Source organism: Pedobacter boryungensis, from assembly GCF_013204825.1.
Lineage (GTDB): Bacteria > Bacteroidota > Bacteroidia > Sphingobacteriales > Sphingobacteriaceae > Pedobacter > Pedobacter boryungensis.
The window spans coordinates 25,200-40,771 of the sequence record NZ_JABMKV010000002.1 but is presented as its reverse complement, the minus strand read 5'-3'; the positions used below and the strand labels follow the sequence as shown (position 1 = coordinate 40,771).

The window sequence follows — 15,572 nt, the reverse complement described above, 5'->3', positions numbered from 1 at the left end:
AAAATCAGATTCTTATTGCACAACTCAAATTTTATTTAAACCTTTGCGGCTCAAGGAATTTAATACAGGTCAGTACACGAAATAATGAGCAAACATATCATCCATAAACTTTCTATTTTAGAGGCAAAGAATATTGCATCTAAAAGCTTGTTTATTGAGCGCTTACGACCCGTATTTTTTATCACCACAAATCGGCAAAATTATACGCCGCGTATTTAGTACATCTTACTAATACCAATGAGGAATTGATCCTCTCTAAAAACCCAATTAACAAGAATACCTTAATTTTTCGTTAAATAAATTAATGAATATAAACGATTTTATAGTGCAAGTTGCACTTCCTGAACATCGTGTCTTTGCAGAAGAAATCTGTAATGAAATGGCAGAATCTGCTAAAGCACGTGGTACAGGTATCGCTAAGCGTTCGCCAGAATATGTTTCGGGCAAAATGGCAGAAGGCAAAGCGGTAATTGCTTTTCACAAAGATGGCACTTGGGCTGGTTTTTGTTATATCGAGACTTGGAGCCACGGACAGTTTGTAGCGAACTCTGGCTTAATTGTTAGTCCACAATTTAGAAAAGCAGGATTAGCAAATGCGATTAAAAAGGAAATTTTCGGGCTATCAAGAACATTATATCCAAAAGCAAAAATATTTGGATTAACTACTGGTTTGGCGGTAATGAAAATTAATTCTGATTTAGGCTATGAGCCTGTTACATATTCTGAATTAACACAAGATGAAGATTTTTGGAAAGGTTGCCAAAGCTGTGTGAACTTTGAAATTCTAAAAAGCAAAGATCGTAAAATCTGCATGTGTACAGCTATGTTGTATGATCCGGCAGAAAAGAAACATGAAGCAGCAAAGAATTTTGCCGAAGAATTACAAAAAAATCCAACATTATACGAACGTTTTATGCGCATTAAGCAGCGTTTAGTTGTAAAGCCCAAATCAGGATTAAAATCCATTTTAATATTGTTTACCCTTTTACTTAATAAATAGATGAAGAAGAAAGTTGTTTTAGCATTTAGCGGAGGATTAGACACCTCATTTTGCAGCATTCATTTAGCAGAAGATCGTAACTTAGAAGTTCACTCGGTAATTGTAAATACAGGTGGTTTCTCAGCTGATGAATTGCAAGAAATTGAAAAACGTGCTTATGCTTTAGGTGTTGCATCTCACGCAGTAGTAGATGAAACTGAAAATTATTACAATGGTTGCATTAAATATTTAGTGTTTGGCAATGTATTGAAAAATGCAACATATCCACTTTCTGTAAGTGCAGAGCGTGTAAGTCAGGCTACTGCAATTGCGAATTACGTTAAAAAAATTGGAGCAGATTATGTTGCTCACGGAAGTACTGGAGCTGGTAATGATCAGGTTCGTTTTGACATGATTTTCAATATCCTTATTCCAGAAGTAGAAATCATTACACCGATAAGAGATTTAAAATTATCTCGCGAAGCGGAAATAGAATATTTGGCAAAGCATGGTGTTGAGTATAGTGCAGAAAAAGCAAGATATTCGATTAATAAAGGTTTATGGGGAACATCTGTTGGAGGAAAAGAAACATTAACTTCTAATGAAACGTTACCAGAAAGCGCTTGGCCAACTCAAGTTTCAGAGACAGAAGCAAAAAAAATCGAGTTAACTTTTGAAAAAGGAGAATTGGTTGCAATTGATGGAGAAAAATTACATCCAGTTGCAGCAATTCAAAAACTACAAGCAATTGCTCAACCTTTTGGAATTGGTAGAGATATCCATGTTGGCGATACCATTATAGGCATTAAAGGACGTGTTGGTTTTGAGGCTGCGGCACCAATCATCATTATCAAAGCACACCATACCTTAGAAAAACATACCTTAACCAAATGGCAATTAAGCTGGAAAGAGCAATTGTCATCGTTTTACGGAAACTGGTTACACGAAGGTCAATTTCATGATCCAATTATGCGAAATATCGAAGCATTTTTAACCGATACGCAGAAAGTAGTAAGCGGAAAAGTGTTTGTAGAGTTATTACCCTATCGTTTCCAAATTATTGGGATTGAGTCTAAGTACGATTTAATGAGTAATAAATTTGGTAGCTATGGAGAAATGAATAACACTTGGAGCGGAGATGACGTGAAAGGTTTCTCTAAAATATTTGGTAACCAAGTAATGATTTGGCATAAAGTTAACGAAGAAGAAGCATAAAGAGAGACCGAAAGACGGAAAAGTCGGAAAGTCCCAAAGAAATATATTCATAAAGTGTTGTCATCCTGAGCTTGTCGAAGGAACATAGATAAAATAATGATAGAAATCCTTTCAAAAGATAATTGTTTGAGCCATTACAAATGGGGAGAAAACTGTGATGGTTGGAATTTTATAAGCAACCCAGAGGTAGCTATTAAGCAAGAATTAATGCCTGCTCAGACTGCTGAGAAATTACATTTCCATCAATATGCAGAACAGTTTTTCTTCATATTGAAAGGACAGGCGACATTTTTAATTGAGGGAGAAACCATTTTAGTTAATGCCAATAATGGCTTACAAATAAAAGTAGGCAATAAACATAAAATCATGAACACTACGTTTGATGATTTAGAATTTATACTTTTTTCTTATCCATCTACACAAAATGACAGAACAGATTGTGAATAATAAAAAAATTAAAGCAGGAATAATTGGCGGTGCTGGATATACTGGTGGCGAAATGCTGCGCATTTTGATTAATCACCCGAATGTAAAAGTTGCATTTGTAAATAGCAGCAGTAATGCAGGGAATTTAATTTCAGATGTACACACAGATTTATTTGGCGATACTGATTTACGTTTTGTAAGCAATATTCCACAAGATATTGATGTACTATTTTTATGTGTGGGGCATGGAGATGCAAAAAAGTTTTTAGCTGCAAATCCAATTAAGGAAAACATCAAAATTATTGATTTATCGCAAGATTTTAGGTTAGCTGCAAATGCTAAATTTGAAGATCGTAACTTTATTTACGGCTTACCAGAATTAAATCGTGATGCGATAAAAAGTGCTAAAAATGTAGCAAATCCAGGATGTTTCGCAACTTGTATACAGTTAGGTCTATTACCATTAGCAGCAAAAGAGCTGCTTAAAGGTGAAGTTCATATAAACGCCACAACAGGTTCTACTGGCGCTGGACAAAGCTTATCAACAACCTCACATTTTAGCTGGAGAAATAACAATCTTTCAATTTATAAGGCATTTGAACATCAACATTTAAATGAAATAGGAGAAAGTTTAGTACAACTTCAGCCATCTATAACAGAAACTTTAAATTTCATCCCACAACGGGGTGCGTTTACAAGAGGCATTTTGGCGTCAATGTATGTAGAAAGTGATTTAACTTTGGAAGAAGCGCAAAAGCTGTATGAAGATTACTATAATGCACATCCTTTTACTCACGTTAGTCGGAAAAACATCGATTTAAAGCAGGTTGTAAATACAAATAAAGCGCTGGTTCATGTAGAAAAACATGGAAAGAAATTGTTTATTATCAGCATTATTGATAACCTATTAAAAGGAGCAAGTGGACAAGCAGTTCAAAATGTGAACTTAATGTTTGGCTTGGAAGAAACAGCTGGTTTGCGTTTAAAAGCGGCTAATTTTTAATTGAGAAGTAATCTCAACTTATAACTTAAATAACAATGCAATTATTCGACGTATACCCTCTTAACGATATAGAAATAACTAAAGCAGCTGGCAGCAATGTTTGGGACGCTAATGAACAAAAATATTTGGATTTATACGGTGGTCATGCTGTAATATCTATCGGTCATACCCACCCTCATTATGTTAAACGCTTAACTGATCAATTAAACAAAGTTGGCTTTTATTCTAACTCTGTTAAAATTCCTTTGCAAGTTCAGTTGGCAGAAAAATTAGGTGAAGTTTCTGGGAAGAAAGATTTTCAATTATTCTTATGCAATTCTGGTGCTGAAGCCAATGAAAATGCATTAAAATTGGCATCGTTTTACAATGGTAAGAAAAAGGTAATTGCTTTTTCTGGTGCATTTCACGGTCGTACTTCTTTAGCTGTTGCGGTTACAGATAATCCTAAAATTGTAGCGCCCGTTAATCAGACTGAAAATGTAATTTTCTTACCTCATAATAATGAATTAGCGTTAGAAGAAACATTTAAGGCGCAGGGCGATGAGATTTGCGCAGTCATCATAGAAGGAATTCAAGGTGTTGGCGGAATTAAAGAAGCCTCAAAAAGTTTTCTGCAAAAAATCCGTTCACTATGTGATGAATATAATGCAGTTTACATTGCAGATAGTGTTCAATGCGGTTATGGTAGAACAGGATTGTTTTACTCGCACGATTGCGCAGGCGTAGAAGCTGATGTATATACAATGGCGAAAGGAATGGGAAATGGATTTCCAGTAGCAGGGATTTCTATCGCTCCAAAATTTAAACCTTGGCATGGTGAATTAGGAACAACCTTTGGCGGAAATCACTTGGCTTGTGCTGCGGCATTGGCTGTTTTAGAAGTGATGGAACAAGATGGCTTGATGAAAAATGCTGAAGAGGTTGGAAATTATCTCATCGCAGAATTAAAGAAATTTGAACAAGTAATCGAAGTTCGTGGGAGAGGTTTAATGATTGGTATTGAACTTTCTGAAGAATTAGCACACGTAAAAAAAGAATTGTTATTTAAACATTTCATTTTTACAGGAGAAGCAAAACCAAATGTAATTCGTTTATTGCCAGCACTTAACTTAACAAAAGCAAATGCAGATGAATTTTTGACTGCGTTTGGTAAACTAGTAAAATAATTAAACATTGCGTCATTGCTTCATATCTCTCAATGACGATAAGATAAGCTCAAAAGCATGAAACTTTTCACTTCAGTACATGATGTTCCAAACATCAAACAATTTGTAAACGATGCATTGACATTGAAAGCAAATCCTTATGCGAAGCAAGATTTAGGCAAAAACAAAACCTTAGGGTTAGTTTTTATGAATCCGAGTTTACGTACACGGTTAAGTACACAAAAAGCTGCGCTTAATTTAGGCATGAATGTGATGGTAATGAACATGGACAAAGAGGGTTGGGCTTTAGAAACGCAAGATGGAGTGGTGATGAATGGTTCAACAGTTGAGCATATTCGCGAAGCAGCAGCAGTTATGGGTCAATATTGCGATATTTTAGGATTACGTTCTTTCCCTAAATTGAACAACCGCGATGAAGATTATAACGAAGATTTCTTTAATAAATTTGTAAAATATTGCGGCGTTCCTGTAGTAAGTTTGGAAAGCGCAACTCGTCATCCTTTGCAAAGCTTTGCAGATTTAATAACCATTCACGAAACCTGGAATCCATTAAGAGTTGGAGCTAATGCAAAACCTAAAGTTGTTTTAGCTTGGGCTCCACATGTAAAAGCATTACCGCAAGCTGTTCCAAATTCTTTTGCCGAATGGATGTGCAAAGCTCAGCAAGAAAATATGTTAGATTTTACGATTGCTCAACCAGAGGGTTATGAACTTTCAGATGATTTTACAACAGGTGCAAAAATAGTGTACGATTTGGAATCTGCATTAAATGGAGCAGATTACATCTATGTAAAAAATTGGAGCAGCTATAAAGAGTATGGTAAGGTTTTAACGTATCCAGATGGTTGGATGATGAACAACGAAAAGCTAGGGCTAACAAACGATGCGAAAGTAATGCATTGTTTACCTGTTCGTAGGGATTTAGAGTTATCATCAGAAATTTTGGACGGACCGAACTCTTTAGTTATTCACGAGGCAGGAAATCGTCTTTGGGCAGCGCAAGCAGTTTTAAAAACAATGCTAGAAAAACTATAAATATGAAACAACTCACCATCATCAAAATAGGCGGAAATGTAATTGATAACTCTCAAAATCTACATCAGTTTTTGTTAGATTTTACAGCTCTGCCTGGAGATAAAATTTTGGTTCATGGGGGTGGTAAAATTGCAACTGAACTTAGTGAATCATTAGGTATTGAAGCAAAAATGGTTGATGGAAGGCGAATTACTGATATTGAAACTTTACGCATTGTAACTATGGTTTATGCTGGGTTAATCAATAAAAATATGGTTGCTCAATTGCAAGCAAAAGGTTGTAATTCGATAGGCTTAACAGGAGCTGATGGAAATATTATCAAAGCCAAAAAACGCCCTGTAAAAGAAATAGATTATGGTTATGTCGGCGATTTGGATGAAAATTCTGTATCATCAACTATGTTGGATAATTTACTAAAAGCAGGTCTAACACCTGTTTTATGTGCAATTACACACGATGGAGATTCGCAATTACTAAATACCAATGCAGATACAATTGCTTCAGCTCTGGCAATTGCTATGGCATCATTATATGAAACCCGTTTGATATATTGTTTTGAGAAAAAAGGAGTATTGAAAGATGTAAATGATGATAATTCGGTAGTGAGAGAAATCAGAACTGGTGAATTTGAAGGATTAAAAGCAAATGGAACAGTTCAAGGTGGAATGATTCCTAAATTACATAATGCTTTTGAAGCGATAAAAAAAGGAGTTTCGGCAGTTTATATTGGCAAAGCAGATGAACTTTCTGAGTTAAGTGATGGATTATTTGGGACTAAGATGTTAGCATAAATACAGCAATCAACCATAAACTAGAATCATGAAAAAAATAACCATTATCGGTAGTGGAAACATTGGCCTCTCGCTTGCAAAAGGCCTTGTAAATAAAGCCTACTGTAAACCAGATGACATTACATTAACCAGACGCAATCTAAAGCTCATGACCAATGAAGTTGCTGCTGGTTTTAACGTGAGTGACAATAATATTGTCGCAATTTATAATGCAGATATTGTTGTTCTAGCAGTATTGCCTCAACAACTTAAAAAAGTTTTAGAAGAAATTGCGTCGTCAATACAACCAGAAAAACAGTTGGTTATTTCGGTGGTTTCTGGTGTAACTTGCGAGGATGTGCGTAAAGAATTAGGCAATAATGTTCAGGTAATTAGAGCAATGCCAAATACCGCAATTGCCATTGGGCAAAGTATGACATGTATTGCTAGCGATAATGCGATAGATAAAAATATGCATGAAGTTACCACACTTTTTGAAACAGTAGGTTCGGTAGTTACTATTAATGAAGATTTAATGACTTCGGCAACAGCACTTTGTGCATGTGGTATTGCTTTCTTTTTACGTAGCATCAGAGCTGCATCACAAGGTGGAGTTGAGATTGGATTTCATGCACATGACGCTTTAAAGATGGCCGTTCAAACAGCAAAGGGAGCAGCTGATTTATTGCTATTAACCCAAAGTCACCCAGAGGGAGAAATTGATAAAGTAACCTCACCAAAAGGATGTACAATTGCAGGTTTAAATGAGATGGAACATAACGGTTTTAGCTCGGCATTTATTAAAGGAATTAAGCTCTCGGCTAAAAAAGCAGCTGGACTATATAATGATTAATTTGAAATGAGGAATTTCGAAATCTTAAATCAAAATTATGATTAACAAACTCATAGAAGAAAGTACGGAACTGCTGCGTGAATTGATTAAAACACCATCTTTTAGTAAAGAAGAACAGCAAACTGGCAATAAAATCGAACTTTTTTTGCAGCAACACGGCGTAAAAACTATTCGTAAACTAAACAACGTTTGGGCTTACAATAAATACTTTGACCCATCAAAACCTACCGTTTTATTAAATTCACATCATGATACCGTAAAGCCAAATTCAGGTTATACACGTAATCCATTTTCTCCAGATATTGTCGACGATAAATTATATGGTTTAGGTAGTAATGATGCTGGAGGTTGTTTAGTATCCTTAATCGCTACTTTCTTATATTTTTATCCCCAAGAAAACCTAACCTATAATTTCTGTTTAGCCGCAACTGCGGAAGAAGAAATTTCTGGTAATGATGGCTTAGAATTAGTTATTCCAGATCTTGGGCCATTAGAATTTGCAATAGTTGGCGAACCAACAGAAATGCATTTAGCAATTGCCGAAAAAGGGTTGCTGGTGATAGATTGTATCGCTCATGGAAAAGCTGGTCATGCAGCAAGAGACGAAGGAGAGAATGCAATTTATAAAGCTTTGCAAGATATAGAATGGTTTAAAACATACGAATTTCCTAAAGTATCAGAAGTTTTTGGGCCTGTAAAAATGACGGTTACTATCATTAATTCAGGTTCACAACACAATGTCGTACCTGCAAGTTGTACATTTACCGTTGACGTCCGCGTTACCGATTCATATACGAATGAAGAAGTGGTTGAAATTATTAAACAACACGTAAACTGCGAAGTTAAACCACGTTCGGTTCGGTTAAAACCATCAAAAATTGATAAAAATCATCCGATTGTACAATCAGGAATCGCCTTAGGCAAAAATACATATGGCTCACCAACTACATCAGATCAAGCATTATTAGATATTCCATCTTTAAAATGTGGGCCAGGTTTTTCTGGCCGTTCGCATATGGCGGATGAATTTTTATATGTTCATGAAATCGCCGAAGGTATAAATGGATATATCAATATGTTAAAACCTGTTGTGGGCGGAAAATAAATAAACGAAGCGATTTTAGTACTTTTGTAACGCACTTAAAGTATAAGTCGAATCCAATAATGAAACCTGCATAGCAAGCTTCATCACAAATAAAAATAATTAGATATTCTGATGAAAATCTGGCAAAAAAATATTGAAGTAAATAAAGGCATCGAAACATTTACAGTTGGTAAAGACAGAGAACTGGATTTACAAATGGCAGCTTTTGATGTTTTGGGTTCTTTGGCACATGTAGAAATGTTGGCAAGCATTAATTTGCTAACAACAACCGAATTGGCCGAAATTCAAGCGGCATTAAAAGTTATTTATGCAGAAATAGCTGAAGGTAAATTTACAATTGAGGATAGCGTAGAAGATGTACATTCACAAGTAGAGTGGTTATTAACGCAACGCATTGGCGAAGCAGGAAAAAAAATTCACAGTGGCCGATCTCGTAACGACCAAGTTTTGGTGGATTTAAAACTGTATTTCAGATCTTGTATTCAAGAAATGGTAGAAAATACCTCAACACTGTTTAACCAATTAATTACCCTTAGCAATACTCATAAAGACAAACTTTTACCAGGTTACACACACTTACAAATAGCAATGCCATCATCTTTTGGTTTGTGGTTTGGTGCGTATGCAGAAAGTTTAGCTGATGATATGGAATTAATGTTGGCGGCTTACAAAGTTTGTAATAAAAATCCATTAGGTTCTGCTGCAGGTTATGGCTCTTCTTTTCCTCTAAATAGAACAATGACAACCAAATTATTAGGTTTTGATAAACTAAATTACAATGTAGTTTATGCCCAAATGGGAAGAGGAAAAACCGAAAGGATTTTGGGTCAGGCAATGTCATCTGTAGCAGCAACTTTAGCTAAAATGGCGATGGATGTGTGTTTGTTCATTAACCAAAATTTTGGATTTATTAGTTTCCCAGACGAATTAACAACGGGTTCGAGCATTATGCCACATAAAAAAAACCCAGATGTTTTTGAGTTAATTCGTTCACGTTGCAATAAAATTCAGGCTTTACCAAATGAAATTGCGATGATGACTACAAACTTACCTTCAGGTTATCATAGAGATTTGCAGTTATTAAAAGAAAATCTTTTCCCAGCAATTACTTCATTAAACGAGTGCTTAGAGATGACAACTTTTATGTTGCAAAACATCAGTGTTAAAGACAATATCCTAGACGATAAAAAGTACGATTATTTGTTTAGTGTGGATGTAGTAAATGAGTTAGCGTTAAACGGAACTCCATTTAGAGAAGCCTATAAAATTGTAGGTGAAACTATTGATAACGGAACATTTGCACCAAATAAAACCCTTAAGCATACTCATGAAGGAAGCATTGGAAATTTATGTAATTCAGAAATTAGGGCAATGATGAATGAAGTTCTGGATCAATTCAAGTTTGAGAAAACAAATCAGGCTATTGCCGACTTATTAGCTTAGTATAATTAAATCTAAAGAAATGAATGTATCAGTATTAGCAAACACACTTATTGGCTCAGAAATCATTAAAATCGGTAACGAAGTAAATGATATGAAGCGTAAGGGTGCGCAAATTGCAAACCTAACCATTGGTGATTTTGACTCATCCATTTTCCCTATACCTAAGCCATTAGAAGAAGCAATTGTAACAGCCTATCGTGAAGGTCATACCAATTATCCACCAGCCGATGGCATTTTGCCATTACGCGAAACAGTTGTCGAAATTTTAAAGGACCGTTATGAGTTGGATTACGCACTAAATGAAATTTTAATTGCTGGTGGTTCACGCCCGTTAATCTATGCAGTATATTTAGCTTTAGTTGATGCGGGAGATACAGTAATTTATCCAGCGCCATCTTGGAATAATAATCATTATTGCCATCTTTCTTCTGCCAATGGTATAGCTGTGGAAACTACTGTAGACAATAATTTTATGCCAACAGCTTCACAGCTAAAACCACATTTAAAAGGAGCAACTTTATTGGCCTTATGTTCTCCATTAAACCCAACTGGTACCATGTTTACACAACAACAGTTGGAAGAGATTTGCGATATCGTAATCGAAGAAAATAAATCACGCAAAGCGGATGAAAAGCCTTTGTACATTATGTACGATCAGATTTATTCATTGCTAACGTTTGATAAAGAACACGTAAATCCAGTTAGTTTACGTCCCGAATTAAAAGAGTATGTAATTTATATCGATGGGATTTCTAAATGTTTAGCTGCTACGGGAGTTCGTGTAGGTTGGGCTTTCGGACCAGAAAATGTAATCAGTAAAATGAAATCTTTATTAGGCCACATTGGGGCTTGGGCACCTAAAGCAGAACAAGTAGCTGTAGCAGATTATTTCAAAAATAAAACTTTGGTTAATGAATTTTTAGCCAGTTTTAAAGCGCAGGTTCAAGCCAGTTTAGATGAACTATACAACGGTTTTCAGGAATTAAAAAATGAAGGTTTTGCGGTTGATGCGGTTATCCCGATGGGAGCAATTTACTTGACTTTAAAAATCGACTATATTGGAAAAACTACACCAACTGGCGAAATATTAAAAAACAGTGCTGATGTAAATTTCTATTTAATTAAAGAAGCACAAACGGCATTAGTGCCATTTTCTGCCTTCGGAAATAAAGAAGATATGCCATGGTTTAGAGCATCAATAGGTGGTTGTTCTTTACAGGATATAAAAGATATGATGCCTAGAATTAAAGAAGCGCTAAGCAAGTTGAAGTAAGAAACATACATCATTGCAAGACACAAGTCGTAGTAAACCCCTCATCAAATTAATTTGATGAGGGGTTTTATCTTAACACTAGAGCTAGGCCAATGAACTAATGAACAACTGGACTATTTAAACTCACTAGTTGTATGGAACTCGATATCTGGGTAATCTCTTTTAGTCATATCAATCATAAAATCGTTGTCTGCTAAATAAACTGGATTATCTTCCTTGTCAACCCCAATATGTTGCTGTTTACGTTTTACAAACTCTTCTAGTTTTTTATTATCTGTAGACGTTACCCACCTCGATCTGCTATAAGTTAACGTACGGAACCTACATTTTGCGCCATACTCATGTTCTAATCTAAAGCTAATAACCTCAAACTGTAATTCGCCAACTGCACCAATTACTTTCCTATTTCCAGGTTGCATTACAAAAAGTTGTGCAACTCCTTCATCAGTTAACTGCTCAATTCCTTTTTCCAATTGTTTAGTGCGCATTGGATCCATATTCTCCACTTCCTTAAAAATTGCAGGAGAGAAGCTCGGAATGCCCTTAAATTGTAATTTCTCACCCTCGGTTAGTGTATCGCCTATTTTAAAGTTACCACTATCGTATAAACCAACAACATCGCCTGGCCAAGCCTCTTCAACAATACTTTTTTCGTTAGCCATAAAATCCATCGGATTGCTAAATTTTAGCTTTTTGTTTTGACGAGTATGGAAGTAAAATTTATTACGCTCAAACTTACCTGAGCAAATTCTTAAAAACGCAATTCTATCGCGGTGTTTCGGATCTAAGTTGGCGTGTATTTTAAATACAAAACCACTAAAGTTTTTCTCTTCAACCAACACATCCCTTTCTTCTGCTTCGCGGTGTTTCGGACTAGGTGCAATCTCTATAAAAGTGTCCAAAATCTCTTTAATTCCGAAATTATTAATTGCCGAACCAAAAAATACAGGGGCTAATAAACCATCAGTATATAAGGTTTTGTCGAGCTTGCCATAAACACCATCAACTAATTCCGTATCATCTTTTAAGCCTTGTACCTCTGTCTCTTTTAAATAATCAAGCAATGCCTCATCATTTAAGTCGTTAACTGCAACAACCGATTCAGTAACTTTAGTTTTATCTGAATTGAATAAATTTAAGTGATTATTATAGATACTATAAACGCCTTTAAAAGTATGTCCTTGTCCAATTGGCCAAGAAAGGGGGCAAAGGCTGATATTCAATTTAGTTTCAATTTCATCTAATAGATCGAATGGTTCTTTACCCTCTCTATCCATTTTATTAACAAAAATAATTACAGGCGTATTTCGCATTCTACAAACCGACATTAATTTTTCAGTCTGCTCTTCTACACCTTTCACACAATCTACCACCAAAATCACACTGTCTACTGCCGATAAGGTTCTGTAAGTATCCTCGGCAAAATCCTTGTGGCCCGGCGTGTCTAAAATATTAATTCGTTTGCCTTTATATTCAAAACCCATTACTGAAGTTGCAACCGAAATACCACGCTGGCGTTCAATTTCCATGAAATCCGATGTATTGCTTTGGTTTGCTTTATTCCGTTTTACGGCGCCAGCAGTATTAATTGCGCCACCAAACAACAAAAACTTTTCAGTTAAAGTAGTTTTTCCAGCATCGGGGTGACTAATAATGGCAAATGTTTTTCTTTTTTCTATTTCAGGATTAACCATGGATTTGTATTGAGAATGAGTGCAAAATTTAATAAAATAGCGAATACAGCAAAGCTTTATAAAAAGCGAAGTGGAAATAATATGGCTGTAGCTTGTTTCATTGCATTACAAAGGTAAGCATATTTTTTTTCTAGTATAAAAAACTTAGCTAAGCAATAGGAACGAAATAATAACGTACAAAAAAAGCCGATTTCTCAATCGACTTTTTCACTATTCATACTTATTTTTTATCCTCTTCCTGGACGACCGCCACCTCTTTCACCACGACTTTCTGAACCACCAGAACTTCTTTGTTGAGGTGCTGGTTGTGAACGTTCAACACGTTGTGGCTGTGGCCTTTCCATTCGTTGAGGTGCTTGTTGCACCGGTTGTGGGCGTTCAACTCTTTGTGGTTGGGCTTGTTGCGGTTGAGGTCTACTTTCTCTTTGTTGAGGTGCTTGCTGCATTGTTTCCTGACGCTCTACACGTTGAGGTTGCGCTTGTTGCTGAGGCATTTCTCTACTACGTTCAACTCTTTGTGGTTGGTTATCACCGCCTTCACGATTTCTTCCGAATACACTTGGTCTAGAACTTATACCTTCATCATTTCTTGGTGTACTAACACGGTTATCATTACCTCTACTTGGTGTACCGTTTACTTCACCTCTTCCAGGGCGAGTAGACATGCCACCATTTCCTCTATTCTCATTTCCGTTACGATCACCTTGTCCAAAACTACCATTACTATTTCCTCTTTCAGGGCGAGTACTTACAGTAGCATTATCTCTTCCAATAGGACCACGATTAATACTACCTTGTACAGCATTTCTTGGAGCAGCATTCACGTTCGAATTTCCTCTACTAGGTCTTGGATTATAGATATTAACAGTATTATTATCAATTCTGCTTGCTCCAGGCCTGCTGCTTCTATTTACATTGTAAACAGTTACATTCTGATTTGTAGCACGTCTAACCTCTTCTGCTCTAGGGCCAGTGTAATAAGTCCTGTTATTACGAACATAAGTGTTATTAATAATCACGGTATTCTGAATATAAATTCTATTTCTACCACCATAATAACGAGGATAGCTATTGTAATAAATATTGCTGTATGGGATAAAATTCCAGCACATATCTGGTATTCTATATCCACCTCTGCCAATATTGATGCCTATACTAATGCTTGGACCTAAAGGAGCCCATCCATAATAACCACCACCACTTCTCCAACTCACCCAAGCCGGACCCCAAACGGTATCTGGTATCCAAACCCATTGGTTGTACCTGTTATATATCCAACGGCCATAGTGAAACGGAGCCCAGCCCCAATCGTAATTAGAAACCCAAGTATTTCCATACTCAGTCATTGCCCAACGACCATTGCTATAGTAAGGCCTAAAATCTTCCTGATCTACATCAGGGCGCCATACATAGCCGTATTGTGGATCTTGGATCCAGGTGCCATAAGGCGACAATTCATCGTAAAACGATTGCAAGGAAACATCCTCTTGTTGCGCCATGACTTTTTGTGTGGTTCCAGCAAGTAGGAGCATGAGCCCCAGCACAATTGCCGGTAATTTGATCATGTTTTTCATTTTTTGTGTGTTTTAAAATTTATAATTAACCTAACTCTTATTGTATATCAATTTGAACACCATTTTTAATAAAGGATTAATCGAAAGTTAACAATCTTCTCAATTATCTCATTTTAACGCTTTTCTTTACAATTAAGTGTTTCAAGGCAGGACAAAAACAACTCCTAGTATGTGTAAAAAATAAGGCGGGCAGAACTAAATTTGCTACAATTTGTTAATTGCTGTCAAACAATTAGGTGAATATATTGTTTAGCCAAACCTTTGCGGAATTTTAGTCAAAATAGTTATTGTCTTAAAACCGTACTTTTGTGATATATTAATTTTTATGCAAAAAGGCATCTTATTTTTAGTTCCAGTTCCGTTAGCAGAAAATGCAACGCAAAAATCTTTCACTCCCTATTTAATTGATACCATAAATTCAATTAAAACCTACATTGTAGAAAATGAGAAAACAGCTCGTAAATTTTTGAAAGAAGCAGGAATAAAAACACCACAAAGTGAATTACTTATCCACGATTTCGGAAAACATAAAAGAGGAAATTCCTTAGTGCCTTATTTTACTCAATTAATGTCTGGAATTGATGTAGGTTTAATGAGCGAAGCAGGATGTCCAGGTGTAGCAGATCCAGGTGCAGAAATTGTTTCTGAAGCTCACAAACGTGGGATAAAAGTTGTGCCATTAGTAGGCCCAAATTCAATGTTACAAGCGTTAATGGCTTCTGGCTTTAGTGGACAAAGCTTTACATTTCATGGGTATTTACCAATTGATAAGGTAGATAGAGCCAAGCGTATAAAAGAATTGGAAACCCTTTCAGAAAAAAATAAGCAAACACAATTGTTCATGGAAACACCTTTTAGAAATAATCACTTGCTTGAAGATGTGTTGAAAAATTGCCATGGAAGCACTCAGCTTTGTATTGCTTGTAATATTAATGGAGAAAATGAATTTATTAAAACGATGACAGTTGGCGCTTGGCGAGGTGAGAAAATAGATTTACATAAAAAACCAACTGTATTTTTGATTTACAAGGGATAA

At 35.9% G+C, this 15,572-nt stretch carries 14 protein-coding genes; 12 read left to right on the top strand and 2 right to left on the bottom strand.

The window, feature by feature from the left end; all coding sequences use genetic code 11:
* The first annotated feature begins 304 nt into the window (after nt 1–304).
* The 11 genes from HQN85_RS06535 to HQN85_RS06485 all read left to right on the top strand — a co-directional run bounded on the left by HQN85_RS06535 (nt 305) and on the right by HQN85_RS06485 (nt 11,268).
* A complete protein-coding gene (locus tag HQN85_RS06535) occupies nt 305–1,000 on the top strand; it encodes a GNAT family N-acetyltransferase (protein WP_173270362.1) in 696 nt (231 codons plus the stop codon).
* Nucleotides 1,001–2,194, top strand: a complete 1,194-nt coding sequence (argG, locus tag HQN85_RS06530; protein ID WP_173270360.1) for an argininosuccinate synthase — start codon at nt 1,001–1,003, stop codon at nt 2,192–2,194. It abuts the gene before it with no gap.
* Between the two features lie 96 nt (nt 2,195–2,290).
* Nucleotides 2,291–2,641, top strand: a complete 351-nt coding sequence (locus HQN85_RS06525; RefSeq protein ID WP_173270357.1) for a cupin domain-containing protein — start codon at nt 2,291–2,293, stop codon at nt 2,639–2,641.
* On the top strand, nt 2,619–3,623 hold the full coding sequence (gene argC, locus HQN85_RS06520) for an N-acetyl-gamma-glutamyl-phosphate reductase (protein ID WP_173270355.1): 1,005 nt from the start codon (nt 2,619–2,621) through the stop codon (nt 3,621–3,623). The genes HQN85_RS06525 and argC overlap by 23 nt, the downstream gene beginning before the upstream one ends.
* Nucleotides 3,624–3,658: 35 nt before the next feature.
* A complete protein-coding gene (locus HQN85_RS06515; RefSeq protein ID WP_173270352.1) occupies nt 3,659–4,789 on the top strand; it encodes an aspartate aminotransferase family protein in 1,131 nt (376 codons plus the stop codon).
* Nucleotides 4,790–4,846: 57 nt separating this feature from the next.
* Nucleotides 4,847–5,824, top strand: coding sequence for a Rossmann-fold NAD(P)-binding domain-containing protein (locus HQN85_RS06510; protein ID WP_173270349.1), 978 nt, complete (start codon nt 4,847–4,849; stop codon nt 5,822–5,824).
* A 2-nt stretch (nt 5,825–5,826) separates the two neighbouring features.
* Nucleotides 5,827–6,615 carry an acetylglutamate kinase gene (argB, locus tag HQN85_RS06505; protein ID WP_173270346.1) on the top strand — a complete coding sequence of 263 codons (789 nt, stop codon included), beginning with the start codon at nt 5,827–5,829 and terminating at the stop codon, nt 6,613–6,615.
* Between the two features lie 28 nt (nt 6,616–6,643).
* The gene (proC, locus tag HQN85_RS06500) at nt 6,644–7,447 is read left to right on the top strand and encodes a pyrroline-5-carboxylate reductase (RefSeq protein ID WP_173270343.1); all 804 of its coding nucleotides are present in this window, start codon (nt 6,644–6,646) and stop codon (nt 7,445–7,447) included.
* A 37-nt stretch (nt 7,448–7,484) separates the two neighbouring features.
* Complete coding sequence (locus tag HQN85_RS06495; protein ID WP_173270340.1) at nt 7,485–8,552, top strand: M20 family metallo-hydrolase; 1,068 nt, start codon at nt 7,485–7,487, stop codon at nt 8,550–8,552.
* Between the two features lie 111 nt (nt 8,553–8,663).
* A complete protein-coding gene (argH, locus tag HQN85_RS06490) occupies nt 8,664–9,995 on the top strand; it encodes an argininosuccinate lyase (protein ID WP_173270337.1) in 1,332 nt (443 codons plus the stop codon).
* Nucleotides 9,996–10,014: 19 nt separating this feature from the next.
* Entirely contained in the window at nt 10,015–11,268 is a 1,254-nt protein-coding gene (locus tag HQN85_RS06485) for a pyridoxal phosphate-dependent aminotransferase (RefSeq protein ID WP_173270335.1), read from the top strand.
* 113 nt (nt 11,269–11,381) lie between these two features.
* Here the strand turns inward: HQN85_RS06485 and HQN85_RS06480 are convergent, their stop codons facing one another.
* Nucleotides 11,382–12,962 carry a peptide chain release factor 3 gene (locus HQN85_RS06480; protein WP_173270331.1) on the bottom strand — a complete coding sequence of 527 codons (1,581 nt, stop codon included), beginning with the start codon at nt 12,960–12,962 and terminating at the stop codon, nt 11,382–11,384.
* A gap of 227 nt (nt 12,963–13,189) precedes the next feature.
* A complete protein-coding gene (locus HQN85_RS06475; protein WP_173270327.1) occupies nt 13,190–14,536 on the bottom strand; it encodes a DUF6600 domain-containing protein in 1,347 nt (448 codons plus the stop codon).
* Nucleotides 14,537–14,861: 325 nt separating this feature from the next.
* Between HQN85_RS06475 and HQN85_RS06470 the strand changes: the two genes are divergently transcribed.
* The gene (locus HQN85_RS06470) at nt 14,862–15,572 is read left to right on the top strand and encodes an SAM-dependent methyltransferase (RefSeq protein ID WP_173270325.1); all 711 of its coding nucleotides are present in this window, start codon (nt 14,862–14,864) and stop codon (nt 15,570–15,572) included.